This is a genomic window from Arthrobacter sp. TmtSoilC77 (assembly GCF_059739415.1).
Genome location: NZ_AP046050.1, coordinates 2,012,813 through 2,037,203 on the forward strand (window position 1 = coordinate 2,012,813; position 24,391 = coordinate 2,037,203).

The window sequence follows — 24,391 nt, forward strand, 5'->3', positions numbered from 1 at the left end:
TCAATTCTCCCAGCCCATTCCCGCAAGCAATCCGCCGCGCTGCCTCCACGTGCATGGACCACGGCCACTGAACGGCGACAATGGAGCCATGGCATTGAATACCCGGTCAGCGAGCGACGCTGCAGAGAAGAAAATGTCCCTGCGCACCAAATGGGCCATCGCAGGAATCCTCACCGGAGGGACACTCGCAGGACTCGTCGGTGCCGGATCTTCAGCGCTCGCAGTGTATTTTGCCCGGCGCGTCATTACGCCCGCTGCCCGTCATGAGGACCAGGAGGTTCTCGCCGTCATCCGTGGAGACAAGGGACTGCAGGTCATCCTTGCGGCCACCCCGGACACCACCATCGACGGCGTGTTCAGCCTCTTCTTCGAGGGCGGTAAAGGCCATGCCAGGATTGGCAGGATCGTGTCTTACTCACCGGCTGAACAAACGGTGCTGCGCGAGGTCGAAGAGGTCTACAGCGGCAATCTGGCTGAAGCCCGCCGGGGATGGTGGAGCGGCGCGACCTACCCGGATCCCGCTGCCATCGGCCTGGCCGCCGAGGACGTGGAGATTGACCTCGACGTCGGAAAGGCGCCAGCGTGGTTGGTCCGGGCGGATGCAGCTACCCACGCTCCAATCTGGGCGATCATGGTGCACGGCCGCGGTGCCACCAGGCTTGAAGGCCTCAGGGCTGTACGGACCGCGCGGGAGTTGGGACTGGACAGCCTGCTGATTTCATACCGCAATGACGGACTTGCGCCCTCGGCACTTGACGGGCGGTACGGCCTGGGCTCCACGGAGTGGCGCGACGTGGAAGCCGCCATCGAATATGCGATGGCACACGGCGCCCGGGAAGTGGTCCTGTTCGGGTGGTCCATGGGTGGAGCCATCAGCCTCCAAACAGCCGATCTGTCCAAGCACAGGCACCTGATCCGTGCATTGGTGCTGGACGCGCCAGTGATTAATTGGGTCAACGTGATGGCCCACCATGCAGAGATGAACAGGATCCCCTACAACGTAGGCCGATACGGACAGCTGATGCTCGGACATCCACTGGGCCGCCGGCTCACCGGGCTATCCGCTCCCGTGGATTTCAAAGCGATGGACTGGGAAGCACGAGCCGTTGAGCTACGAACCCCAACCTTGCTGATCCACAGTGTCGATGATGACTACGTCCCCTTTGAGCCTTCTGCCAGCCTTGCGGAGAAGAACCCTGAAATGGTGACGTTCGAACCGTTCCACGGAGCGCGGCACACGAAGGAGTGGAACGTTGACCCGGAGAAATGGGAACGGCTGGTTCGCTCGTGGCTTCAGCGTCAATTGGCTCCACGGAACAATCCCGGGCAAACAGAGGGTGACGGGCAGGTCGGGTGACGCTAGCCCTTGGCGCCGATCGGGGCGGTCACGGCCTTGGTCAGCCGGACCAGGTCCTTTGGGGCAAGTTCGATGTCGAGACCGCGTCGCCCGCCGGACACCAGGATGGTGTCAAAGGACAACGCGGAATCATCCAGGACTGTAGGGGAGGGCTGGCGCTGGCCCAAAGGGGAGATTCCGCCCAAGACGTAGCCGGTCCGGCGCTCGGCCGCCTTGGGGTCCGCCATGGCTGCCTTCTTCGAACCCAGGGCTGCCGCCACGGACTTGAGGTCCAGGGTTCCTGAAACGGGGACGATGCCGACGGCGAGTTTGCCTTCGACTTCAACCATCAAAGTCTTGAAAACCCGCTTGGGATCGATGCCCAGGACTTCGGCAGCTTCCAGCCCATAACTTGCGGCCGATGGATCATGGGAATACGGGTGCAGCACGAAGGGAACGCCGGCCGCAGCTAGTGCTGCAGTGGCCGGCGTTCCCTGTGATGCCATCTTCTTGGCCATGTGCCAGGACGCCTCTCACCTTTGCTGTGCAGAAAGTGGCTTTGCCTTGCAGAAAGGCTTAGCGTTCCAAACGGCTTGCTGCCGCCACTTTCCGCTTGATCCTGCCCAGCATGGCGGTCATGCCGCGCATACGCAGGGGAGTGATGGCCCTGGTCAATCCCAGCAACTCCGGCATGTCATCCGGAACGTCCAGAATTTCCCGGGCCGTCAACCCATCGAGTCCTTCGTGCAGTACCCCGGCGAATCCACGCGTGGTGGGAGCCTCCGGAGGCGCTTTGAAAAACAACCGGTAGGCGCGGGGGCCTTCGGCATTGTCCTTGTTTTTCTCGGATTCGATCGTGAGGAACAAAGGTGACTGGCACTCCACAACCTGCTCCAGCAACTCCGGGTGGTCCTTGAGGCGCTCCGGAAGCTCCGGCAGCCCACGCGAGAACTCGAGCAGCAGTTGCAGGCGGTCAGGCTCCGTCAGTGCCTGGAAGTCATCGACGATTTCCGCCAGTGCGGCGGGCAAAGTGTTGGTACTCATCACTTCCAGCTTACGCACAACGGCGCTGATTGCATTGCTAGTTACGGACCAAGGCGGCCGGCACGGATCCGCGCTCGGCGCCCTTGACGATGGGGACGCGGACCGCGTTGCCCCACTCGGTCCAGGAACCGTCGTAGTTGCGGACGGTTTCAAAGCCCAGCAGGTACTTCAGTGCGAACCAGGTGTGGCTGGACCGCTCGCCAATGCGGCAGTAGGCCACGACGTCGTCGCCCGCCGTCAAACCGGCTTCGCCCAGGTAGAGGGCTTCCAGTTCCTCACGGGAACGGTAGGTGCCGTCCTCAGCGGCTGCGCGGGCCCACGGGATCGAAGCAGCAGTGGGGATGTGGCCGCCACGCAGCGCGCCTTCTTCCGGGTACGCGGGCATGTGGGTGCGCTGGCCCGTGTACTCCTCGGGGGAGCGCACGTCGATCAGGGGGTTGCCCAGGTGAGCCAGGACGTCCTCTTTGAAGGCGCGGATGGGAGCGTCGTTCCGCTCTACTTCGGGGTAGGTTCCCGGGGCCGGCGTCGGTACGTCCGTGGTCAATTCGCGGCCTTCGGCGATCCACTTGTCGCGGCCACCGTCCAGCAGGCGCACATCTTCGTGTCCGAACAGCGTGAAGACCCAGAGGGCGTAGGCTGCCCACCAGTTGGACTTGTCACCGTAGATCACCACAGTGGTGTCGCGGGAGATGCCCTTGGATGCAGCCAGGGAGGCGAATGCGGCGCCGTCCACGTAGTCGCGGGTCACTTCATCATTCAGGTCGGTGTGCCAGTCGATCTTTACGGCACCCGGAATGTGGCCGGTTTCGTACAGGAGGACGTCCTCATCGGACTCCACGACTACCAGCTTGCCGTCGGCGATGGCGCCTTCGGCAAGTGCTGCGGCAAGCCACTGCGTGGACACGAGTCGTTCAGGGTTCGCGTAGGAAGCGAACTTTTCGTTTTGTTCAACGGGGTAGGACATGATGATGGCCTTTCACTGACAACGGGCGGAGCCAGGCCCTGGAAGCTGCATCAGTTGCCGGCCCGGCGTGCTCCAACACTAACCACGGGCCGCGAGGAATGCTTCCCCGCTGGTCACATGGTGAAACATGGCCTTGGTCACGTCGCCGTTTTCGGGACGCCCGATGCCGGTATTCTTGCTGGGGACCCAAATACTGGAAGAACGGACCACCGTGGTACAGATCGAACAACTGGCTGCCCGCACACCGGCAGTCTCCGTGGAGGAACTCCTCAAGGGTTTCTACCCGTCTCCACGATTCGGAGAGGTATCGTTCGACAGCTACCGCCCGGACCCCGCCCAGCCCAGCCAGGCCAATGCGGTCAAGCTGCTGTCGGCTTTTGCCGATGGCGTGGGCGCCGATGACGGCGGCGGGCTGTTCAAGAAGTTGTTCGCCAAGAAGACCCCCGCCACTCGGGCCGGCATTTACCTTGACGGAGGCTTCGGCGTCGGAAAGACCCACCTCCTGGCCTCCCTTTGGCACAGGTCTCCTGGTCCCAAGGCCTTTGGCACATTCGTTGAGTACACCAACCTCGTGGGCGCGCTCTCGTTCCGCAAGACCTTGGAAGCCCTCAGCAACTACAAGCTGGTCTGCATTGACGAATTTGAACTCGATGATCCCGGCGACACCGTGCTGATGTCCCGCCTGATGCGCGAACTGGCCGACGCCGGCGTAAAGTTGGCCGCTACCTCCAACACCCTGCCGGGTTCCTTGGGCGAAGGCCGCTTCGCAGCCGTGGACTTCCAGCGGGAAATCCAGGTCCTTGCCGACCAGTTCGACGTCGTCAGGATCGACGGCGAAGACTTCCGTCACCGTGGCCTGCCCGCAGCTCCATCGCCTTTGAAGACTGAAGAACTCAAGCACCGCATGCACGCCGAGTTCGACGGACAAACAGTTGCCGTTGATGATTTCCGCACTCTCGTGCACCACCTTGCCGGCGTCCACCCCAGCCGGTACCGCCAGCTGATCTCAGGTATCGAAGCCGTGGTGTGGCGCGACGTCGAGACGATTACCGAGCAGGCAGTAGCGCTGCGCTTCGTGGTCCTCGCCGACCGCCTCTATGACAAAGATGTGCCGATTCTTGCCAGCGGCGTCCCCTTTCACAAACTCTTCACCGAAGAGATGATGACCGGGGGATACATGAAGAAGTACTTCCGTGCCGTGTCCAGGCTTACGGCTCTCGCCCGCGAGGGACAGAACCACGAACCTGCCTGATCCGGTTCCGCCTCTACTTGTGTGAAGGTGTCAGCGGTTCCCGGTCCTTCAGCAACCAGCGGACCAGGATGCCTCCCGCCAAAGCCCAGAAGGCAGCCCCCACTCCTGCGAAGCTGATCCCTGAGGCGGCAAGCAGGAAGGTGATGCACGCGGGTATGCGTTCTTCGGCAACTGCCAATGCGGAGGAGATGGCTGAGGCCAGCGTGCCCAACAAGGCCAATCCTGCGACCGCTTCAAGCAAGCCGGCGGGTGCAGCAGCCACCACTGTGACAAGGGCTGCCGAGAAGGCTGCCAGTATCAGGTAGGCAAGGCCAGCCACGAATGCCGCGATCCAGCGCCTGCTGTGGTCTTTCCCTGCTTCCTCTCCGGCCGCCAATGCCGCGCTCAAAGCAGCAAGGTTGATCGCGTGGCCTCCGAATGGAGCGCCCGCAATGGTTCCGGCTCCGGTGACCACCATCGATGCCCGCCAGGGTGTTGTGAAGCCAAAGGATTTAAGCACGGCGACGCCGGGAATGTTCTGCGATGCCATCGTGACAATGAACAGGGGAAGGGCAAGCCCCACCGCTGCCTCCACCGTGAATGTTGGAGTGGTCCACTCGAGCCGCGGCAACAGGTCATCCCCGGGAATCTGAACGCCGTTCGCCACGATATGGATGCCGATGACGGCGAGGGCGACCACGAGTGAGGCCGGGACCGCCCAGCGGGCCGCGAACTTCGTCATCACCAACCAGCAAAGGGCCACCGGGCCAATCAGCAACGGCGCTTCTCCCAGGGATCTAAAAGGAGCCAGGCACAGGGGGAGGAGGACGCCTGCGAGCATCGCCTGCGCAAGCGGTGTGGGTATCTTCGCCATGAGCCTGCCAAGGCTGGGGAGTAACCCCGTCAGGACGATCAGCACCCCGACGACGACGAACGCACCCACCGCTGCCGGCCAGCCGCCGTCGACCATTCCTGCAGAGGCGAGCAGCGCGGCACCCGGCGTGGACCACGCCAGGGTGACAGGCATTTTCGACCGCCACGCCAGCCATAAAATGCCCAGTCCGAACGTGAGTGTGAGGGCCAGCAGGCCGCTGGAGGCTTGCGCCTGGTTGGCTCCCACAGCCCGCAGTCCGGCAAGGACCACGGCGAACGAGGACGTGAAACCGACGAGGGCGGTGACGATGCCAGCCGAGATGGGCGGCCCCACCGTGTCCTGGGGGGAGGGACGCTGGACTGCGGAAGAGGCTGATGGCATAAGGACCAAAATACCGGACTGGAAGCTGGAGACCGGTTAAACGCCAAGGGCACCGGTGGCGCCTCTCGGCGGGACCGGTGCCCCCTTGACGTATCTGGTACGGCGGGCTCAGGCAGCTACAGCTGCTTAGGCTCATCCGTGACGGGAGCCTGTGCGGCGTTCCCGTCTGTTGAAGCCACGAAGTCGGAAGCGGCATTCTGAACCGCGTCAACCTGACCTGCGAACTTGCCGCCTGTCTTCTGGTCGACGAAGTCTCCGGCCTTTTCGATGCCATTCTGAATGGCTTCTTCGTTGCCCTGAATGAGACCCTGAGCCTTACCCTTCAGGTCGTCAATTAAACCCACGGGCACCTCCCTTCCTTCGCGGAGCCAGTTCGCTCCTCCGCGTCCGACCCTAACACCAGATCCTGGACGTGCCAAGGATTCCAAGGGCGCTACGCCAAGGGCTTACTGAGCTCAAGGTGGCGTGGGCTGTCCGGATTCATGAGCGAGTGCTTGCGGCCGTAGGAGAAGTAGATGATCAAGCCAACAATGAGCCAGACGGCAAAACGTAGCCAGGTTTCCCAATGCAGCTGGGACATCAGGAACGCGGAAGCCAGCACGCCGAAGGCGGGAACTACGGGCATCCACGGCAAACGGAAGGTGCGGGGGGCATTTGGCTTCTTGTAGCGGAAGACGATGACGGAAATGCAAACCACAACGAATGCTGCCAGGATGCCGATGTTGGTGAGGTCGGCCACTTCCTTGATCGGGAAAACGCCGGCGAGGAACGCTGAGGCGATGCCCGCGATCCAGGTCACCCGCTGGGGTGTGCCGTGACGGTCGGTACGGGCGAACCATCCCGGCAGCAGGCCGTCGCGGCTCATGGAGAACCATACGCGGGTAACGCCCAGAAGGAAGGTCAGCATCACGGTCAGGATGGACAGGACAGCGAAGACCGAAATGATGGTGGCGATGATAGGCAGGCCAACCCCGGTGAAGGCCGATGCGAAGCCAGCCTTGGGATCGATGTCCTTGTAGTTCTGCATGCCGGTGAGGACGAGCGTAGCTGCCACATACAGCAGCATGGCGATGATCAGGGACAGAACGATCGCCTTGGGCATGTGCTTCTTGCCGTCCTTGGCTTCTTCCGCGGCTGTACTCATGGCGTCGTAACCAAAGACAGCGAAGAACACCGTGGCTGCACCGGCAAAGACCGGGCCGAAACCACTGGGCATGAACGGATTGAAGTTCTCAGTGTTGATGTAGAAAATGCCCAACCCGATGATGAAGAGGATCAACACCACCTTGATGGCAACAGCCACCAATTCGAAGCGGCCGAAAGCCTTGGTTCCCCTGCTGAGGATCCAGGTCACCAGGAGGCACACCAGGATCGCCGGAAGGTTGATGATGCCGCCCTTGCCTTCATCCACTGTGGACGTCATCCAGGTAGGCATGTGGATTCCGATGCCGGACAAGAAGGCATCGAAGTAGCCGGAGATGCCGATTGCCACAACGGCAACAATGGCGATGTATTCAAGCAGGAGATCCCAGCCAATGAACCAGCCAATGATCTCGCCCAAAGCCACATAGCCATAGGTGTAGGCGGAGCCGGCCCTGGGGATCATGCCGGCAAATTCGGCATAGGACAGAGCGGCCGCGCCGGAAGCGAGTCCGGCGATAAGGAACGAGACGAGCACTGCAGGGCCTACGCCCGGATTGTTGGCGTCGCCGTGGGCTACAAGGCCAGCCAGCGAGAAAATGCCGACGCCGATAATGCCGCCGACGCCGATGGCCGTCAGTTGCCAGAGTCCAAGACTCTTGAAGAGTCCACTGTGCTTGCTTTCTTCCTCGATATCGTCGATGGGCTTGCGCCGCATGACGGATTGGGAAGCCGTCTGTTGATTCATGGGGTACTCCTGCCAGTTGGCGTGGAACGGTGATGAGTTCGCATTACATTGTGCGAGAGGAATCACATTAGATAAAGCGACTTTTTCTTAGGTGTATCAGTTACCTCAAATGATGAATGGCATTTGGCTCCGCGTGGGCATAAAAAAAAGCAGCTCCGAGGAGCTGCCTTTTTCGTTGGAGCGGACGACGAGATTCGAACTCGCGACATCCACCTTGGCAAGGTGGTGCTCTACCAGCTGAGCTACGTCCGCACATGTTGCCTGCCCGGCAAATGCCTGGCCTTCAACAATAAACAAGTTGCCTTGTTCTGGTGGGCGATACTGGGATCGAACCAGTGACCTCTTCCGTGTCAGGGAAGCGCGCTACCGCTGCGCCAATCGCCCGTTTCCGGGTCCTAATGAAAGGAGAGCGGACGACGAGATTCGAACTCGCGACATCCACCTTGGCAAGGTGGTGCTCTACCAGCTGAGCTACGTCCGCACATGTTGCCTGCCCGGCAATGCCTGGCCTTCAACAACAAACAAGTTGCCTTGTTCTGGTGGGCGATACTGGGATCGAACCAGTGACCTCTTCCGTGTCAGGGAAGCGCGCTACCGCTGCGCCAATCGCCCATGCATCCAGCCGTGACTGGAAGACATGGTTTTCACCGAGGTGGGTACGGGATTCGAACCCGTGTATACGGCTTTGCAGGCCGCTGCCTCGCCTCTCGGCCAACCCACCGTGTAAGCAGATTCCGAGGAATTCTTGCCTTGACAGTGCCTTGCGAGCGGACGACGAGATTCGAACTCGCGACATCCACCTTGGCAAGGTGGTGCTCTACCAGCTGAGCTACGTCCGCAGTGCCGTTACGCCGGCCTGCCCAGTAGGCATTCCGTCGCTTTCCGACGAGTAAAAACTCTATAGGAGGTTGCTTCAAACTCCAAATCGGTTGCTTGCTTTTGCTTCCCAAGGGGCTTGGATCCTTGAATTTACGGGCCTCTTGGGGAGTTTCACGGCTGTAATTCCACCGTTGTGGTTCAGTGGTCTGAGCGCGTTTTGCAATCCAGCCCGGGTGGGCTAGTCTTCTGTATGCATCAGCGAGTTGATGCAGCTTTTACCCGTTGTACCGGGGCGATTGGCGCAGTGGTAGCGCGCTTCGTTCACACCGAAGAGGTCACTGGTTCGAACCCAGTATCGCCCACCAACAGAAACCCCCGGATTTTCCGGGGGTTTCTTTGTTTTCAGGCGTGGTGCCATCGCTGAGGTAAACCGGGATTTCGCGTTGGTGTCTAGGCAGGTTCCTGGCAGCTTCTTCCGGGCTTGCCGGATCGGTTCCGTTCATCTGGTCCGAGTACACGTAGCCCTTTGCTCCGTTGGTGGCGATTACTGCGAGTAGGTCCGGGGCTTCGCGTCCTGGCACCTCGACGCCATAGCTCTCGCCCTTCGCGTTGATTTTCCACTCGGTAGGAGCTTGTGCGATGTATCTGGCGCTGATCTGCCACCTGTTCCCAGTATCGGTTGTGATGGTCACCCCTTGTGTTGAGGGCTCCAAAGCAACGACACATTTTGACCAGGCACCGCGTGTTCCCAGATCGGACGAAGAGCAGGAGACGTTGGCGCCATCCGGGAAAACGAACTTACCTTCGGTGAGGCAGGTGAGTTCCACCTCAACACCCGTCGCACCAGCGGGAGCCTGTCCAAGGTCAATCGTTGCCGTGCCGCTGTAAACGGCAGTCGAGGGGGTTCATGACGGGTCTCCTTTCAATACTGGCGAATGGACATGGTGAGGTGATCGAGGCAGCACAGCCTTCAGCTTCCGGCGGGCACGGTGCAGACGGACTTTAGCTGCCCCGGGTGAAATCCCGAGTGCTTCAGCTGCCGCTGGCAAGGGCAACTCTTCGAAAACGACAAGGCTGACCAGCCTGAGGTCCAAGGGCTTCAAGACAGCCAACGCCGCTGCGACCTCATCATTCATCGACGAGTCGTGGTTTGGATGGGCCGGATCCAGTTCCGCTTCGGCTTCTCTGCGTCTGGGAATGGCGTCTAAGAGCCTTCGATGGCGGACCTTTGATCGCTGAAGATTCCTGGTGGTGTTTGTCGTTGTAACCAACAGCCACGGAAGGATCGAACCATCAACCAGCCTGACGCCTTCCCGACGGCGCCATAACTCAAGGAAAGCGGCTGCCGTGCCGTCTTCGGCGTCGTGCCTTCCTCCAACCAAGGAGCAGTTCGAGCCCCGACCTCCGCCAGGTAAGGTAAGCGGCAGCCCCGCGGTCTCCGCGGTGCTCAGTACCGCTCACTTTGGCCGTTGTATCAGCCATTCCTTAACGGTCCGGGCCTCCGGCAGGACCTCGCGCGTTGCCTGCGTACTCATGTCGAACTGCCCGGTCCGCAGCCATCGCCACATGGTGGTGAGGTCCTTCCCCACGAACCGTTCAAACAGCTTCTCCGGCATCGGCAAACCACGGGGCTTTCGTCCGGTCCGTTCCCGCCACAAGATGCGGCACTCGTCTATTGACCGCACGTCAGATGCCAGTCCCAGCACCGCGCCGCTCCACCGTTCGGGGTCGGCGAACATCCGGGCGGCGATGGCACCCAGATCGTCAACACAGAGCCAGCCCACCGGCCGGGTCGGGCCCATTAGCTTTGGCATCAGGTGCCAGGTGGAAAACTGCGGATAGTAACCTTTGTCCGTCATTAGTTCCATGAACGCCATTGGCCGGAGCACGGTGAGCGGCAGTCCGAGTTCGCGAAAGCGCCGGGCGATAACCAGCTTCGAGTCCCAGGAACCGACGCCTGTTGGCTGGTCGCTGACTCCTGCCGCCCCGTACACCACGTGGCGTATGCCCGCTTCAGCGGCGGCCTCCGCCACGTTGCTGCCTTGCCGGACTTCGGCGTCGATTCCACTGGTCATGGGATTCTGGACGTTGAAAAGCCCGTACGCCCCTTGGAACGGCGTCCGAAGAGAGCCGGGATCCTCGGTGTTCGCCTGCGGAACCTGGGCGCCGAGCGCGCGCAGGGCCTGTGAAGCGTCACTGGACGGATTTCTGGTCAGGGCGCGCACCTGCCAACCGTCTTTGAGTAGGTGACGGACCACGGCCGATCCCTGCCGGCCGGTCGCACCGACCACTACCACCACACCCGGAGTGCCCCTGCCCGACGAAAAAACCATAGCTCAGTATCCCATTCGGGCCGAGGATTTGACCCGGGGCGGAAGGAACAGCCCACGCCCCGTCCGGGCGGATGAGAGCGTCGGTTGCGAGAGTTTTTCGAGGATTTCATCGGCGGCTCGGCGGCTCGGCGGCCGGAGCGGGCGGCGCCATCCATGTAGCCGCTCCAGACTGTTGTGGTCTGTGCGCCTGCCCAGTGGATCTGGCCTACGGCTGGAGCGAGCAACCACCGTACTGGATCCAAGCGCTCGCATCGGCCTCAACCAGCTTCCGCGCTGCACTCAGGCAGGCCAGGCCCGCTCCCACAGCTTCCCGGGAGCGGGGATTCGAGCTGCCACCCGGTGGCCGGCGGCTCCCGCCGCAGCGTGAACGTATGCAGCTCTGCCTGGGCTCCAGATGGTCGAGCCTGGACCTGCCAGTACTCAACGCTGGCGACGTCCCCGGCGCCGACAGCTACGCGGTGCAGGCTTCGGGTGCGAGAGTCACTGGGGTTTCCTTTCTGCTGTTGCAGCCGGTCAGGCGGCTTTGACGAGGGGGAGTTCATCCCAGTGGGTGGTGTATCTGGGGGAGAGCATGTCGCGTTTCATGGACCAGTCCGGCCCGTTTTTGATGCCGGCATGGCCCAGTCCAATGGAGCCACGGCCGTATCGTTTGCTGACCTCTTCGACGAGGATGCCGATGCCGCGTTCTTCGTGCGGGTTCTCGAACAATTCCAGGGGCTTCTGATTACCGGTTGGGCGGAGGTCGGTGACCATGATCCCGGCGCGGACGTACTTCACTCCCTCGTGGACCTGGGGGAGTAGGGCGTGGGCTGCCCTGGTCAGGAGCACAGGATCAGCAGTGGGCATCGGCAGCGCCAAACACACCGACGGGAAGGACTTTTCGTTTGGGTTGAAGTGCGACGTTGCTGCGAACGCGGTGAGAACTTTGGCTTGCAGGTCATGCTTGGCCAAGCGGGCACTGGCCATCTGCGCGTAGACGCTCATGACCTGCCGCAATCCGGCACCGGTGGTGATTGGTGTGGAGAAGGACCGCGAGAAGATCAGCTGGTCCCGGCCGATGCGTTCTTCCTCCATGGGAATGCACGGAGTGCCTTGCAGCTCCAGAACTGTGCGCATCATGACAATGGAGAACTTGTCGCGGATCGCCACAGGATTAGCCCGGGTGAGGTCCAGGATCGAGAAGATTCCCATCGCGTTCAGGCGCTTGGTGAGTCTGGTGGCCACGCCCCAGATTTCGATCACCGACAGCTTCGCCATGAGTGCTTCCCGTTGCTCGACGGGTACAGATTCCCAGCGGCAGACGCCATCGAACCAAGGGTTCTTCTTGGCCCATTTGTTGCACAGCTTGGCCAGTGTTTTCGTGGGCGCGATGCCCACACAGACAGGCACGCCGACGTGGCGCCTGCAGGCTTCTTTCATCGTCCGGCCCAGCTGCAGCAGCTCATCGGGTTCACCCTTGACGCCCAGGAATGCTTCGTCGATGGAGTAGACCTCCAGCCAGGCTGAATACCTGCCCAGCAGCTCCATGACCCTGGCTGAAATGTCCCCGTACAGTTCGTAGTTGCTGGACAGGGCCACCAGGCCCCATTCCTTGGCCCGGGGGCGCAGTTTGAACCACGGCTCGCCGAGCCCAATGCCCAGACGCTTGGCTTCCGGTGAACGGGTGGCCGCGCAGCCGTCGTTGTTGGAGAGAACTATGAGCGGTTTACCCTCCAGTGCGGGATTGAAGACACGCTCGGCTGAGGCATAGAAGCAGTTCACGTCCACATGCGCTATCTCCTGCATCCGGCGCATGATTGCGGGCTTAGACATGGTGCAAACACCGTGTCGCAACGCCCCAGATGGTCAGGTCCGAGAGCCCAGGAACCTTGATGTCAGGAAAGTCCGGGTTGTCGGCCTGCAGGACGACACCGTGGGCGGTGATCCTTAGCCTCTTGATGGTCAGCTCGCCGTCAAGAACAGCGACAACGACAGATCCGTCCTTGGGCTCCAGTGCGCGGTTGACGATCAGCTCATCGCCGTCGCTGATGCCGGCCTGCTGCATGGACTGCCCGGTGACTCGGACAATGAAGGTACTGGTCACGTCCTTGATGAGGTGCTCGTTCAGGTCAATGCGACCGTCGAAGTAATCCTGGGCCGGTGAGGGGTAGCCGGCAGCAACCGCTACCGGTGCCATCAGTACAGCTACCAGAGAGAGTCCCGCATCTATCACACGGGGGCCAACTATCACGCCCACAACACACCTTTTTTCGAATATATGTTCGAATTAAAGTGTACGCCGTTCCACCGACAGAATAGGGACTCCACCAAGTCGCATTCGGTGCCTTATGCCCGGGGGTGTGTGACCGGCCAACCGGAGGTGACCGGCCACACTGCACGTTGGCCAGGACGGGGGGTTGTCCCCCTGTTCAACGTGCGTACGCACTGACCTGCGTACTCAGTCCGGACAAACTGTGCAGGCGGTGCGCTTGTGACGGGGGCCAGAAGCCACAGTCTGTTTTGCTAACAGAGATTCCGTGGCCTTTGAGCCCCGCGTCTACGTAGTGCGCGTTAGCAGAGGGTAGTGACGCGTTTTCTCAGAAAGCTTTCCTCGGTGGTGATTTCATCCAGCACTCCGGGGCATCGAAGGCCGCAAAAGGTTGCCGGCAGCTGATGCGCCAGAGCCGGTAGTTCGGCTTTGGCAGTAACCATCCTGCGCTGGAGGGCATCAAAGTCCACCCGGCTGTTGTTCCAGATGACAGCCTCTTCCGGCCAGCTCCGGATCCGGCCAGAAGGTCCGAGTTCCCGCCCGGTCGCCTTCCTGGGGAGCCGCGAGCTTCTCAAAGAGCTTTCGCTTTTCGCGACATGAACTTTTCCAATCCCGCACTCCTTTGACTGGAGACCCGACCTTGCCGGACGCAATCGGTCAGGCTCCGCAACATATGTTTGGCCGTCGGCTGTGGGGTCTGTCGGTCACTGTTCATTGGAGAGAATCCCTTGAAGTATCTGCTTGGGAAAATAACAGCCTTCGTTGCCGTATTAATGGTCGTTTTTGGGGCACTTTCAATGGGGGTGCTCCACCTAAGTCCATCAGCTCACGCCTACGAAGTAGCAACCAACCAGGCAAACGTTACCGGCGGAGCGGCTATTTTGACGATGCCAGGATCCGGTCTTACGGCCACCTATGATCAATCCGGACTGACTGACCTCGTGGGACAGTCAACGATGGGCAGCCGTGGATATGTGGCCTCTGATTTCTCACAAAACATAGGGGCTGGGTCCCCGGCTGTTGAATTCGCTACCAACGCGGTCAATAATTGCGCGGCAACCGGTCCTTGTAGCGGCTTGGGGACGGTCACGATCGCGTTTAGCCAGCCCGTGAAGAATCCTGTGCTCAACATCGCTGGCCTCGGTGGAAACGTGACTTGGTACGAAAACAAGAAAGGACCTGTCGACCGCCAGTCCCAGCTCCACGCCGTGTTGAATCTCGCAACCACGGGCTTGACGATGACCAAGCTCTCCGGTGGAAACCTTAGCGTGTCGGGAAATGCCATTACGGCCACTAACGACAACGCAGGTACTCGGTGCGAGACGACCACCCAAACGAACGATCCTCAGCCTGTAAATGCCCAAGCGACTGCGGCCTGTGGGTCTGTCCGTATCAATGGCATTGTGACCTCGTTGACGTTCGATATCAGCGCGGTCTTCGTCCAGACCACCAGCGCGCTTCCGCCATACACGATCAACGACGCCCAAGATCCAAACCATAACGCGGACAACTTCGTCATGGCGGTGACTGTTCCGCAGGATTTTGGTGATGCGCCTGCTACTTACGATCAAAACAATGCTGCGCGGGCGGATCTGTCGGATGTGACGTTGGGGGCGAATGTCACGGAGGACAACGCGTCGGTGGCGAACGGCACGGTTTCGCCGAATGCGGGTGCGACGGCGGCTTTGGACCTGATGGACGACGGCGTGGTTCTGGCTCCGATGGTGCAGGGTTCTACCGGTTATTCCACGACGGTGGCGATCAGCGGGGCGAGCAAGCCGGGCACGACGTGTGGGTGGATTGATTTCAACAGGAACGGGCTTTTCGACAGCGCTACCGAGCGGGCCTGCGCCTCGTTCGCCGCGGGTGCGACGTCGGCGACGCTGACCTGGGTGGTCCCTGCCGGGGTGGGTGCGGGGACGACGTATGCGCGGTTCCGGATCGGTTACACCACCGCCCAGGTCCAGGTCCCGATCGGTGCATCTGATTCCGGTGAGGTGGAGGATTACCTCTTCACTGTTGCTCCTGCCGCTGCTCCGGCGATCACGTTGGTGAAGACGGTGAACAAGACCACCCTGGTGGCCGGTGAAACGGCCACGTATACGTTCGTGGCGAAGAACACGGGAAACGTGACGCTGACCTCGGTGGTCATCACCGAGACCCTGTTCTCCGGAACGGGCACGATGTCGGCTTTGTCGTATGCGTGGCCTGGTCTTCCGGGTGTGCTTTTGCCGGGGCAGTCCGTGACGGCGACCGCAACGTATGTGGTCACGGTCTCGGATGTGACCACGGGGTTGGTGACCAACACGGCGAAGGTCACCGGGAACCCGCCCCTGGGGTTGCCTGTTTCGGCAACCGATGATGCGCAGGTCACCGCGCCGGCTGCGTGGAAGATCAAGAAGAGCGCCACGGTCAACGGGTCCGTTCCCGCAAACCAGTCCGTGAGCCCTGGCCAGACCATCGTGTACACGGTGACGGCGTCCAGTATCAGCGGCACCATCACCGGGGTGGTGCTGAAGGACAACCTGGCAGAGGTCCTGGATGACGCGACGTTCGTGTCCGGGTCAGCGACCCTGGTCATCGGCACCGGAGCGCCCGTACCCGTGCCCAACCCCGTACCACCCTCCACCTTGCTGACCACGGCGGCGTTCACGCTGCCGGCCGGGCAGACGGCCACCCTGAAATACAGTGTGCTGGTCAAAGCCGGGGCGTGGAACGAACAACTCGTCAACGTCGTGACGGGCACCGCCACCACCACACCCCCGCAGACCTGCGCACCCTCTTCCGGGGCGCCGGGCCCTGACTGCACCACCACACACGTGACGCCGGCGAAGGTCCTGATCGAGAAGATCGGCGAGTCCTCCGGCGGGACCTGGGTGCCGATGGCCGGCTCCACCTGGGCGGTGCACGTCGATAACGCCGGCACCCCCGGTGCCGTGCTGGCCAGCCCCACCGTGACCGCCGTGGCCGGGCAAACAGGCCGGTTCCAACTCGAAGGAATCCAGCCCGGAACGTACTGGCTTGAAGAAACCACCGCCCCGGCCGGCTTCAACCTCCTGGCCGAACCGGTGAAATTCACCATCGCCACCAACGGCACCGTGACCCTGGGACAAGGCTCTACGGGTGGGGTGGTGACCAGTACCGACGCCGATGGTGACGGGATCTTCCTGCTCACGGTCCGGGACGTGCCGGCCCTGGAGCTGCCCGAGTCCGGCGGTATCGGCTGGTGGCCCTTCACCACCGCAGGCTCGGCCCTGTTGCTGGCCGCCCTGGCCCTGGCCCTGACCGCCAACCACCGCCGGCAGCAGGAATCCACGACCCCCCGGGACGAGCCGGTCACGACCTAAAGAAGAGTTCCCTCCTGGTCCTGTGCGTGTTGCGGGGCGGGGCGGTGCATGTCCATCTCCGAGTACCACCTGTAGGAAGAACCATCACGATGAAAGAGGAAAACACTGTGAGTAATCACCACACCGGGCGGCTTTGGAAGACCGCCGCCGCCACGATCGCCGGGGCGGTGTTGGCGATGTCCTTCTCCGTGGCCCCGGCTTCGGCTGCGCCCCTGGTTGACGGGGACACGACCGGTTCCATCACGGTCCACAAGTTCGAACGTCCCTCCACCCCGACGGGCCTGCCGAACAACGGCACGTCCGTGGACACGACCGGCCTGACACCGTTGGCCGGTATCGAGTTCACCATCGAGCAGGTCAACACCATTGACCTGTCCACCAACGCCGGCTGGGACGCCGCGCACAACCTCTCCAGCGTCTTCGCCCCGGCCAACGCGGCCGGTTCGATCACCGGCGCCGGGTACACCCTGGGTGCTGCCCAGGTGAAGACCACCGACGCTGCCGGCACCGCAGCTTTCACCGCCTTGCCGGTGGGCCTGTACCTGGTGACGGAAACGAACTACCCGGCCGGTGTGACGCCCTCGGCCCCGTTCCTGGTCTCCGTTCCGTTGACGGACCCGGATAACAAGGACAACTGGATCTACGACGTCCACGTCTACCCGAAGAACTCCGTTGCCGGTGCTGAAAAGACCGTCACGGACGCCCCGGACGTGAAGCTCGGGGACCAGATCGACTTCACCATCACCGGTGACATCCCGAACGAAGCCGTCATCGATGGCTACAAGATCGTGGACGTCCTGGACCAGAAGCTGACCTACATCGGCGCGTCCGCGACCCTCGTTGACGGCACACCCCTGACCGCGGGCACGGACTACACCGTGAACTTCGACGCCGCGAACAACACCGTCTCGGTCATCTTCACCCCCGCCGGCCTGGCCAAACTGGCAGCCCACACCGACACCCGCGTGCAGGTCATGGTCAACACCAAGGTCAACACCATCGGTGAAATCGAAAACGAAGCCCTCGTTTACCCCAACGCTGCCAGCTTCACCATCGCCCCGGGCCAGCCCGGCGGCCCGGTCGTCACGCCCCCGGTCGTGACCAAGTGGGGAGAAATGACCCTGCAGAAGGTCAACGAGAACGGTGCAGCCCTTGCCGGTGCCGCGTTCTCCGTCTACACCAACGAAGCCGACGCGAAAGCCGGAACGAACCCGGTAGACCTCAACGGCCAAAGCGTCTTCACCGTCGCCGCGGACGGCACCTTGACGATCTCGGGCCTGCGTTACTCGGACTGGGCCAACGGCGCAGCCGTGGCACCCGGAACCCCGGACTACCGCACCTACTACCTCGTGGAAACCACCGCCCCGGCAGGCTATGAACTGCTCGCCGAGCCGGTGTCCTTCCTGATCAACAGCACCACCACCGGCGTCGGGATCGACCTGCAAGTCAAGAACATCCCCTCCAACAGCGGCTTTGAACTGCCGCTGACCGGTGGCGTCGGAACCGGCATCCTCTACGCAGCAGGAGCCCTCCTCGTCGCCGGCGCAGCCCTGATGCTCGTCCGCAACCGCCGCACCAACAACAACTAACACCCACACCAACACCTGTGGGGGCCGCTACCGCGGCCCCCGCAGCAACCCCAAGTGGGGAAGAACGCCAACCAGGCGCTCTTCCCCACTTGCATTCCCTTCTGCAGTCTCCATAACTGCTGCACCTCAAAACCGCCGCAGCCCTGTTGATGGTCAACTGCTGCGATACCGAGCCACATACGGTGCATACGGAGCATTCCGGCGTCACAAAAATGCCGGCCAGTGCACAGCATCAACATGAATGTAACAACGGAACCTGAAGACTCCGAGGCACTCCTGAAGGACTTGGCCACGACGTCGCCCATCCTTGCGGCAAAGCTCGCCCGCCTGCCAGCTGAACAGGCGGCCATGATCTTTGGTGAACGGCCCGTCGAAGGCGGAATTCGCCCGGCAAGAGCGGGCGCGCCTGGCAGCTGAGGGGAATTCTGTCGGTGCTCTGTGTCAGAGTCTTTGTATGACTGCTCCACTTCTTGCCCACGCAACCGACTACGGACGAATGTACGCCCGCTCCACAACGGAGCAATTCTCTGTCCCCTCCATCACCACGGTGATAGGGCAACAGGCGCACTCCCTGGACGGTTGGTTCAGTTATATGGGGGCAAGCAGCTTGGCCGCAGATCCCGAACTTCCAGCCTTGCTTGGCAGCCCGGCGAGGATCCGGCAGGCGGTCAACAAAGCTTCCAAGGCAGCTGAGGTCTACAGGGACCAAGCTGCGGCAAGAGGCGATCGCGTCCACAATTACTGTGAGCAGGTGGCCTTGCGCGCGCTGGGTCGTCCGCATCGGATGCAGGAATGCCGCGATGAGCTCGCCTCCCATGGTGAGCAGGCCTTTGCAGCCCGCTTTGACGAATGGTGGGAGCTGTACAGGGTGGAGCCGCTGGCTCCGGAAATCACTGTCTGGAACAAGACTGTTGGCTATGCCGGCACGCTGGACCTCGTTGCGAGGATTAACGGGCGCATCTGCCTGATCGATTACAAGACAAAGGGCACCACCCGCGATGGCACTGTAAAGGCACTCGACGACAAAGTCGTCATGCAACTGGTAGCGGGAATGAAGGCGGAAGAGAGCCTCGTTGACCCGGTAGCGGGGGAGTGGGAGCCGTGGAAGTTTGGTGCGAATCCAATGCTGCTGGCCGTGGCTATCGGAGAAACGGAAGTAAGGCCTCAACGAGCAAACCCGGATGTCCTTAAGCACCATTGGTGGAAGTTCTGTGCCCTGAGACGGGTGTGGGAGATGTCTGCCGATGTAACTGCGGCTGGGCAGGCACTCATGCCCGTCCCGCCGCCGTCGTTCGTCTCGCCCTCGTTGGAGCCCGCGTCGCCGTCGTCGGAGTCCGCCTCGCTGGTGCCTGCAGGCGCTGGGACCAGGGACAGCGGCAGCAGCTTGCACTCAACTAAACTGGCTTAGGCTCCGCAACAGCCGGACCAGAGTGTGACGATCGTGAGGACTGACAGCAGATGGCAATTTTGAGTATCCGAATCATTGGGGATCCGGTGTTGCGCACCGTAGCCGATCCCGTTACTGAATTCGGTCCGGAGCTCGCCAAGCTGGTAGCAGACATGATGGAAACCATGGAGGACGTGGAAGGCGCAGGCCTCGCCGCACCCCAGGTGGGCGTTAGTAAGCGGGTCTTCACCTATCGCATTGGCGGTGTAGAGGGACACATCATCAACCCGGTCCTGGAAAACAGCGAAGATTTCCAACCGGATGAAGTTGAGGGCTGCCTCTCCATACCCGGCCTTGGTTTTCCCGTGCGCCGTCACCGCGCAACGCGTGTTACGGGTGTGGATCTCAATGGCAATCCCGTAGAGGTTGAGGCCGAAGGTATGTTGGCACGTTGCTTCCAGCACGAGACCGATCACCTGGACGGCGTCCTTTATACGGACAGGCTGGAGGGCGAAGACCGAAAAGCCGCGCTGCGTGCCATCCGAAACGCCAACTACCACGCTGTGACGGAGCAGACCACATCCAAGCGGGCAAGCTCTGTTGGTTCCAGTTTTGGTGGCGGCAGTTTCGGGGCTCCCGAGTGAGGGTCCTCTTTGCAGGTACTCCGGCAGTCGCCGTCCCATCCTTGGATGCCTTGGTCAAGGCTGGCTTTGACGTCGTTGCTGTCCTGACCCGCCCGGATGCACCGTTGGGACGCAAGCGGGTTCTGACGCCGTCACCGGTTGCCGCCCGGGCCGAGGAACTTGGCATCGAGGTCATTCGCGCTGCCAAGGTGGACGCTGACACTACGGCCCGAATTGCTGAAATTGCTCCGGACGTCGCCGCCATCGTGGCTTATGGGGGACTCGTGCCTCGCGCTGCCTTGGGCGTTCCCCGGCACGGCTGGGTCAATCTCCACTTCTCGCTCCTGCCCGCGTGGCGTGGTGCTGCTCCGGTGCAGCGCTCCATCATCGCAGGTGACGACGTCACTGGGGCGGCTACCTTCCAGTTGGAAGAAGGGCTGGATACCGGCCCGGTGTTTGGGACGCTAACCGAAACCGTGCGCCCGGCTGACACCGCTGGTGATCTTCTTCAGCGCCTTTCCGTGAGTGGCGCCGTCCTCCTCAGCCAGACGCTGTCGGCCATCGACGCCGGTCAGGCGGCGCCCCAGCCGCAGACCGGCGAGGTTTCCCTGGCCCCCAAACTCTCGCTCGAGGACGGACGGTTGGACTGGCAACAGCCGGCCCTTGCCCTGAATCGAAGGGCACGTGGCGTTACGCCCGAGCCCGGCGCGTGGACCACGTTGGAGGGTCAAAGGATCAAGCTTGAACCCGTGGGGCTCCGGCCCGACGTCAAGGGCATTGCTCCCGGAGCCGTCCGGGTCGATGGAAAGTCAGTGCTGGTAGGCACTGGTTCCCATGCAGTGGAATTGGGGCGGATTCAACCCGCCGGCAAAAAGATGATGTCGCCGGCCGACTGGGCCCGCGGCTTGGCTGCACCTGAGAAAGTGGTATTCCAATGAGCGAGTCCGGCCGGCGAGGCCCCAACAACAGCGGGAGCCGGGACGGTGGCGGACACGCCAATCGTGGAGGCCGTAGCGACAGCAAGCGCAATGCCCAGGGGAGGGAACGAAACAGGGGGCCCCAGCGGGGTTACTCCAATAACGCCCCGTCGCAGCGCACTCGTCGTGCTGATCCTGCGCGTTTGGTAGCTTACGAAGTCCTACGTGCCGTTGCTTCGGAAGACGCGTATGCCAACCTTGTCCTTCCTGCCAGAATCCGGGAACATCGGCTGGACCGCCGCGACGCTGGTTTTGCAACCGAGCTGAGCTACGGTGCCTTGCGGGGGCAGGGCACCTACGATGCCATCCTGGCCCGCTGCGTGGACCGTCCCCTCGAGCAACTCGACCCAGCGATCCTTGATGCCTTGCGCATCGGCGCACATCAGCTGCTTTCCATGCGCGTTCCTGCCCATGCTGCGCTGGACCAAACCGTGGGCCTTGCCCGCGCGGTTATCGGCGCCGGGCCGTCTGCGCTCATCAACGCCGTCCTGCGGAAAGTCACTGCCCACACCATGGCTGAGTGGATGGACGTCCTGCTTGAGCAGGAGACTGACGCGACCAGGATTGCTGCACTGCGTCACGCACACCCGGAATGGATCGTCCGCGCACTTCGACAGTCGTTGGTGAACCATGGAAGATCCAAAACCGAGATTGAAGCCCTGCTGGAGGCCGACAACGCGGCGCCTGTGGTTAATCTGGTTGCTCTGCCAGGGCTGGGGAGCCTTGAGGAAGCTTTCGAAAACGGCGCTGCGGCCGGAGAGTTGGTAGAGGACTCCGCGCTGTCGGCCGGAGGTGATCTTGGCCGGCTCGAGTCGGTCCGGAGGGGAACTACCCGCGTTCAGGATGTCGGCTCACAACTCGTAGCCCGCGCAGTTGCAAGCGTCGATCTGGGAGCCCCCGCCGCGGAAGGGGAGCGCTGGCTGGACTTGTGCGCAGGGCCGGGAGGCAAAGCTGCATTGCTTGCCGCCCTGGCTCACCGTGATGGCGCCACCTTGCTCGCCAACGAGCCTGCACCGCACCGCGCCAAGCTGGTCCAGCAGGCGCTGTCTGCGGTACCTGCGGAATCCTGGACGGTGCGGACCGGTGATGGACGTGAGGTCGGCGACGAACAGCCCGACTCCTTTGACCGGGTATTGGTGGACGTTCCCTGCAGTGGTCTTGGTGCCTTGCGCAGGCGTCCCGAATCACGGTGGCGCCGTGCACCCAAGGACATCGCGGACCTTGGTCCGCTGCAGCGTGAACTCCTGGTTTCGGCTATCGACGCCGTCAAGCCCGGAGGCGTTGTGGCCTATGTGACGTGTTCACCCCACCCGGCGGAAACCACAGCCGTTGTGGGTGATGTCCTCGGAAAGCGTGATGACCTTGAGCTGCTCGACGCCGGCAAGGCACTGGACGCTGTAAGCCTCACCGGAAGCCTTGGGGCCGGGCACGAGCTTACGGCCCAGCTTTGGCCGCACGTTCACCACACGGATGCCATGTTCATGGCGCTCATCCGCAAAAAGCCCTAGCTCCGCAAAAGACCTGGCTCCGCAAAAAGTCCTGGCTCCGCAAAAAGTCCTGGCTCCGCAAAAGTCCTGGCTCCGCCACCCTCGCTTGAACACAAATCGATAAAACAACTGACCCAAAGGGGCTGCCTTGTCTCAGTGCTGTATCAACCCGAGCATCCTGTCCGCCGACTTCGTCAACCTTGAAGCGGAGCTGCAGCGGATCGGCAACGCCGATGCCGTGCACGTGGATGTCATGGACAACCACTTCGTTCCAAACCTGACGCTTGGCCTGCCGGTGGTACAGCGGATCCAAGCCGTCAGCCCGGTTCCCTTGGACGCACACCTGATGATTTCAGATGCTGACAGGTGGGCACCTGCCTATGCGGACGCAGGCCTCGCGTCGGTGACGTTCCATGTCGAGGCTGCCATGGCGCCTGTCAAGCTTGCCCGTGAACTGCGGGCCCGTGGTTCAAAAGCGGGTATGGCATTGCGGCCCGCCACTCCGGTTGAGCCGTATTTGGACATGCTCAGCGAACTGGACATGCTCCTGATCATGACGGTTGAACCGGGCTTTGGTGGCCAGTCCTTCCTGGATATCACCTTGCCCAAGATCCGCCGCGCCCGCGCAGCCATTGACGGATCCGGAATCGGCGTGGCCATTCAGGTGGATGGCGGGATCACCGAGGAAACCATCCTTCGCGCAGCTGAAGCAGGCGCAAACGTCTTCGTGGCAGGCTCAGCCGTGTACGGGGATGAAGACCCTGCCGCGGCAATCGATCGGCTCCGAGCGGCCGGGTCCAAGGCAGCAATGGCGGGCGGCTCGGCGAAACCGTGACGACCGTCATCAGATGTTACGAAGATTGCGGGGAATAGCTCAGGCATCTCCGCAGTTGTGGCAGAATAGCAACACACATACGTGCTCCGGGGTCGGTGTAAGTCCGAACCGGCGGTTATAGTCCGCGACCCGCGCGCCTTGGGATCCAAGTCATTGGAATCCCGCTGGCAAACGGTTGAACCGGTGGAATTCCGGTACCGACAGTTAAAGTCTGGATGGGAGAAGCACGTACAGTCATGCTGTGTGCGTCCTTAGGGACGCCGCGCAGTGCGCTGTCGTACACCCCCGGAGCCATCGCGGCTTACTGGGAAGGAACGGCATGGACTTTCTGCGATGGCTCTTCGAAGCACAGATTCCCGTTGGAGGATCTGCGCTTGTTTTACGCGAAGTGCTTGGCAACATCTTTGGGCTCGCCAGCGCCCTCGGCGGAATGCGCCGCAAAGTCTGGGCGTGGCCTGTAGGCATTCTGGGAAATATCCTCCTGCTGACGGTCTTCCTCGGCAACGTTTTCGGCGCAGCCACCCCGGCAACCCTATGGGGACAGGCCGCACGGCAGATTATGTTCATAGCGGTGGCCGTCTACGGTTGGTACCGCTGGCAGCAAGGGCGGCAGGCCAGCAACCAGGGACGCGCAATCGTCCCGGGCTGGGCCAGTAACAAAGTCCGCATCGCCCTCCTTGGGGCAATGGTGGCCGGAACGGCCGCCCTGACACCCCTCTTCGACGCGCTGGGCTCCTACCCGCCCGTGTGGGCTGATGCCTGGACCTTCACAGGTTCCCTGCTGGCCACATACGGTATGGCCCGGGGATGGACCGAGTTCTGGCTCATCTGGGTGGCCGTTGACATAGTCGGCGTCCCGTTGCTCTTCAGCGCCGGGTACTACGCCAGTGCCGTCATGTATCTTTTCTATGGATTCTTTACGTTGACCGGTTTCTTCGTGTGGTGGCGGGCAGAGAAGCGCGAACGCGCCACGACCGTCACGGCCCCTGCTGTAGTAGGAGTCGCTCCGTGACTCTGAACCCCAAACT

At 61.9% G+C, this 24,391-nt stretch carries 23 protein-coding genes, 7 tRNA genes and 1 riboswitch; of the genes, 12 read left to right on the top strand and 18 right to left on the bottom strand.

The genetic code is table 11. The features are described 5' to 3' along the window. Positions 1 to 88: 88 nt before the first annotated feature. Positions 89 to 1,357, top strand: a complete 1,269-nt coding sequence (locus tag AC6I99_RS09235) for an alpha/beta hydrolase family protein (protein ID WP_497960820.1) — start codon at positions 89 to 91, stop codon at positions 1,355 to 1,357. A gap of 2 nt (positions 1,358 to 1,359) precedes the next feature. Here the strand turns inward: AC6I99_RS09235 and ybaK are convergent, their stop codons facing one another. Genes ybaK through AC6I99_RS09250 form a run of 3 tightly spaced genes read right to left on the bottom strand, consistent with a single transcriptional unit; the run spans position 1,360 to position 3,344 of the window. Next, on the bottom strand, positions 1,360 to 1,854 hold the full coding sequence (gene ybaK / locus AC6I99_RS09240) for a Cys-tRNA(Pro) deacylase (RefSeq protein ID WP_224167106.1): 495 nt from the start codon (positions 1,852 to 1,854) through the stop codon (positions 1,360 to 1,362). 58 nt (positions 1,855 to 1,912) lie between these two features. Beyond that, complete coding sequence (locus AC6I99_RS09245; RefSeq protein ID WP_224089641.1) at positions 1,913 to 2,380, bottom strand: SufE family protein; 468 nt, start codon at positions 2,378 to 2,380, stop codon at positions 1,913 to 1,915. A gap of 37 nt (positions 2,381 to 2,417) precedes the next feature. Next, on the bottom strand, positions 2,418 to 3,344 hold the full coding sequence (locus tag AC6I99_RS09250; protein ID WP_224089642.1) for a sulfurtransferase: 927 nt from the start codon (positions 3,342 to 3,344) through the stop codon (positions 2,418 to 2,420). Between the two features lie 211 nt (positions 3,345 to 3,555). Here AC6I99_RS09250 and zapE point away from each other — a divergent pair, with 211 nt between their 5' ends. Beyond that, positions 3,556 to 4,596, top strand: a complete 1,041-nt coding sequence (gene zapE / locus AC6I99_RS09255; protein ID WP_497961946.1) for a cell division protein ZapE — start codon at positions 3,556 to 3,558, stop codon at positions 4,594 to 4,596. Between the two features lie 13 nt (positions 4,597 to 4,609). Here zapE and AC6I99_RS09260 read toward each other — a convergent pair whose 3' ends face one another. The 9 genes from AC6I99_RS09260 to AC6I99_RS09300 all read right to left on the bottom strand — a co-directional run bounded on the left by AC6I99_RS09260 (position 4,610) and on the right by AC6I99_RS09300 (position 8,557). Then, complete coding sequence (locus AC6I99_RS09260; protein ID WP_497960822.1) at positions 4,610 to 5,830, bottom strand: benzoate/H(+) symporter BenE family transporter; 1,221 nt, start codon at positions 5,828 to 5,830, stop codon at positions 4,610 to 4,612. A gap of 116 nt (positions 5,831 to 5,946) precedes the next feature. Further along, positions 5,947 to 6,180 (bottom strand): antitoxin, encoded by a 234-nt coding sequence (locus tag AC6I99_RS09265; protein ID WP_224167109.1) that lies wholly within the window; start codon positions 6,178 to 6,180, stop codon positions 5,947 to 5,949. 83 nt (positions 6,181 to 6,263) lie between these two features. Continuing rightward, complete coding sequence (locus AC6I99_RS09270) at positions 6,264 to 7,718, bottom strand: amino acid permease (protein WP_216923133.1); 1,455 nt, start codon at positions 7,716 to 7,718, stop codon at positions 6,264 to 6,266. Positions 7,719 to 7,894: 176 nt separating this feature from the next. Continuing rightward, positions 7,895 to 7,970, bottom strand: a tRNA-Gly gene (locus tag AC6I99_RS09275). Positions 7,971 to 8,027: 57 nt separating this feature from the next. Beyond that, positions 8,028 to 8,102: transfer RNA gene (locus AC6I99_RS09280), tRNA-Val, on the bottom strand. Positions 8,103 to 8,126: 24 nt separating this feature from the next. Then, positions 8,127 to 8,199 (bottom strand) — tRNA-Gly (locus AC6I99_RS09285). 56 nt (positions 8,200 to 8,255) lie between these two features. Then, positions 8,256 to 8,330, bottom strand: a tRNA-Val gene (locus tag AC6I99_RS09290). 38 nt (positions 8,331 to 8,368) lie between these two features. After that, positions 8,369 to 8,439, bottom strand: a tRNA-Cys gene (locus tag AC6I99_RS09295). 45 nt (positions 8,440 to 8,484) lie between these two features. Continuing rightward, positions 8,485 to 8,557, bottom strand: a tRNA-Gly gene (locus tag AC6I99_RS09300). A 270-nt stretch (positions 8,558 to 8,827) separates the two neighbouring features. On the opposite strand from AC6I99_RS09300, the gene AC6I99_RS09305 reads away from it, so the two are divergent. Beyond that, positions 8,828 to 8,902 (top strand) — tRNA-Val (locus AC6I99_RS09305). Here AC6I99_RS09305 and AC6I99_RS09310 read toward each other — a convergent pair. The 6 genes from AC6I99_RS09310 to AC6I99_RS09335 form a co-directional block, all read right to left on the bottom strand. Then, positions 8,873 to 9,229, bottom strand: coding sequence for a hypothetical protein (locus tag AC6I99_RS09310; protein ID WP_224089645.1), 357 nt, complete (start codon positions 9,227 to 9,229; stop codon positions 8,873 to 8,875). The genes AC6I99_RS09305 and AC6I99_RS09310 overlap by 30 nt on opposite strands. 213 nt (positions 9,230 to 9,442) lie before the next feature. After that, positions 9,443 to 9,919: a sigma-70 family RNA polymerase sigma factor gene (locus tag AC6I99_RS09315; RefSeq protein ID WP_224089646.1), complete on the bottom strand. Its 477-nt coding sequence runs from the start codon at positions 9,917 to 9,919 to the stop codon at positions 9,443 to 9,445. A 75-nt stretch (positions 9,920 to 9,994) separates the two neighbouring features. Next, entirely contained in the window at positions 9,995 to 10,870 is an 876-nt protein-coding gene (locus AC6I99_RS09320) for an NmrA/HSCARG family protein (RefSeq protein WP_497960823.1), read from the bottom strand. Beyond that, positions 10,828 to 11,112, bottom strand: a complete 285-nt coding sequence (locus AC6I99_RS09325) for an FAD-dependent oxidoreductase (protein WP_497960825.1) — start codon at positions 11,110 to 11,112, stop codon at positions 10,828 to 10,830. The genes AC6I99_RS09320 and AC6I99_RS09325 overlap by 43 nt, the downstream gene beginning before the upstream one ends. 271 nt (positions 11,113 to 11,383) lie before the next feature. Next, positions 11,384 to 12,682, bottom strand: a complete 1,299-nt coding sequence (locus AC6I99_RS09330; protein ID WP_497960827.1) for a Y-family DNA polymerase — start codon at positions 12,680 to 12,682, stop codon at positions 11,384 to 11,386. Beyond that, complete coding sequence (locus AC6I99_RS09335; protein ID WP_497960829.1) at positions 12,675 to 13,106, bottom strand: LexA family protein; 432 nt, start codon at positions 13,104 to 13,106, stop codon at positions 12,675 to 12,677. Before AC6I99_RS09335 ends, AC6I99_RS09330 begins: the two co-directional genes overlap by 8 nt. Positions 13,107 to 14,227: 1,121 nt before the next feature. On the opposite strand from AC6I99_RS09335, the gene AC6I99_RS09340 reads away from it, so the two are divergent. The 9 genes from AC6I99_RS09340 to pnuC all read left to right on the top strand — a co-directional run bounded on the left by AC6I99_RS09340 (position 14,228) and on the right by pnuC (position 24,375). After that, positions 14,228 to 16,465 (top strand): CLIPPER-2 domain-containing protein, encoded by a 2,238-nt coding sequence (locus AC6I99_RS09340; RefSeq protein WP_497960831.1) that lies wholly within the window; start codon positions 14,228 to 14,230, stop codon positions 16,463 to 16,465. 107 nt (positions 16,466 to 16,572) lie between these two features. Continuing rightward, positions 16,573 to 18,054 carry a SpaH/EbpB family LPXTG-anchored major pilin gene (locus tag AC6I99_RS09345; RefSeq protein WP_497960832.1) on the top strand — a complete coding sequence of 494 codons (1,482 nt, stop codon included), beginning with the start codon at positions 16,573 to 16,575 and terminating at the stop codon, positions 18,052 to 18,054. A 237-nt stretch (positions 18,055 to 18,291) separates the two neighbouring features. Beyond that, positions 18,292 to 18,471 carry a hypothetical protein gene (locus AC6I99_RS09350; protein ID WP_497960834.1) on the top strand — a complete coding sequence of 60 codons (180 nt, stop codon included), beginning with the start codon at positions 18,292 to 18,294 and terminating at the stop codon, positions 18,469 to 18,471. Positions 18,472 to 18,508: 37 nt separating this feature from the next. Then, positions 18,509 to 19,462 (top strand): cytochrome, encoded by a 954-nt coding sequence (locus tag AC6I99_RS09355; protein WP_497960835.1) that lies wholly within the window; start codon positions 18,509 to 18,511, stop codon positions 19,460 to 19,462. 50 nt (positions 19,463 to 19,512) lie between these two features. Further along, positions 19,513 to 20,085: a peptide deformylase gene (gene def / locus AC6I99_RS09360; RefSeq protein ID WP_224089662.1), complete on the top strand. Its 573-nt coding sequence runs from the start codon at positions 19,513 to 19,515 to the stop codon at positions 20,083 to 20,085. After that, positions 20,082 to 21,002, top strand: a complete 921-nt coding sequence (gene fmt, locus AC6I99_RS09365) for a methionyl-tRNA formyltransferase (RefSeq protein ID WP_497960837.1) — start codon at positions 20,082 to 20,084, stop codon at positions 21,000 to 21,002. The genes def and fmt overlap by 4 nt, the downstream gene beginning before the upstream one ends. Next, positions 20,999 to 22,549, top strand: coding sequence for an RsmB/NOP family class I SAM-dependent RNA methyltransferase (locus AC6I99_RS09370; protein ID WP_497960839.1), 1,551 nt, complete (start codon positions 20,999 to 21,001; stop codon positions 22,547 to 22,549). The genes fmt and AC6I99_RS09370 overlap by 4 nt, the downstream gene beginning before the upstream one ends. Before the next feature lie 127 nt (positions 22,550 to 22,676). Then, on the top strand, positions 22,677 to 23,363 hold the full coding sequence (rpe, locus tag AC6I99_RS09375; RefSeq protein ID WP_224089664.1) for a ribulose-phosphate 3-epimerase: 687 nt from the start codon (positions 22,677 to 22,679) through the stop codon (positions 23,361 to 23,363). Positions 23,364 to 23,440: 77 nt separating this feature from the next. Next, positions 23,441 to 23,595: riboswitch (FMN riboswitch) on the top strand. 87 nt (positions 23,596 to 23,682) lie between these two features. Beyond that, positions 23,683 to 24,375, top strand: coding sequence for a nicotinamide riboside transporter PnuC (pnuC, locus tag AC6I99_RS09380; RefSeq protein ID WP_224167122.1), 693 nt, complete (start codon positions 23,683 to 23,685; stop codon positions 24,373 to 24,375). Positions 24,376 to 24,391: the final 16 nt, after the last annotated feature.

Excerpts from the sequence above, each read along its gene's own strand:
- AC6I99_RS09235 (WP_497960820.1), top strand. The coding sequence starts at position 89 with ATGGCATTGAATACCCGGTCAGCGAGCGACGCTGCAGAGAAGAAAATG.
- ybaK (WP_224167106.1), bottom strand. The coding sequence starts at position 1,854 with ATGGCCAAGAAGATGGCATCACAGGGAACGCCGGCCACTGCAGCACTA.
- AC6I99_RS09245 (WP_224089641.1), bottom strand. The coding sequence starts at position 2,380 with ATGAGTACCAACACTTTGCCCGCCGCACTGGCGGAAATCGTCGATGAC.
- AC6I99_RS09250 (WP_224089642.1), bottom strand. The coding sequence starts at position 3,344 with ATGTCCTACCCCGTTGAACAAAACGAAAAGTTCGCTTCCTACGCGAAC.
- AC6I99_RS09260 (WP_497960822.1), bottom strand. The coding sequence starts at position 5,830 with ATGCCATCAGCCTCTTCCGCAGTCCAGCGTCCCTCCCCCCAGGACACG.
- AC6I99_RS09270 (WP_216923133.1), bottom strand. The coding sequence starts at position 7,718 with ATGAATCAACAGACGGCTTCCCAATCCGTCATGCGGCGCAAGCCCATC.
- AC6I99_RS09320 (WP_497960823.1), bottom strand. The coding sequence starts at position 10,870 with ATGGTTTTTTCGTCGGGCAGGGGCACTCCGGGTGTGGTGGTAGTGGTC.
- AC6I99_RS09330 (WP_497960827.1), bottom strand. The coding sequence starts at position 12,682 with ATGTCTAAGCCCGCAATCATGCGCCGGATGCAGGAGATAGCGCATGTG.
- AC6I99_RS09350 (WP_497960834.1), top strand. The coding sequence starts at position 18,292 with ATGAATGTAACAACGGAACCTGAAGACTCCGAGGCACTCCTGAAGGAC.
- AC6I99_RS09355 (WP_497960835.1), top strand. The coding sequence starts at position 18,509 with ATGACTGCTCCACTTCTTGCCCACGCAACCGACTACGGACGAATGTAC.
- def (WP_224089662.1), top strand. The coding sequence starts at position 19,513 with ATGGCAATTTTGAGTATCCGAATCATTGGGGATCCGGTGTTGCGCACC.
- AC6I99_RS09370 (WP_497960839.1), top strand. The coding sequence starts at position 20,999 with ATGAGCGAGTCCGGCCGGCGAGGCCCCAACAACAGCGGGAGCCGGGAC.
- pnuC (WP_224167122.1), top strand. The coding sequence starts at position 23,683 with ATGGACTTTCTGCGATGGCTCTTCGAAGCACAGATTCCCGTTGGAGGA.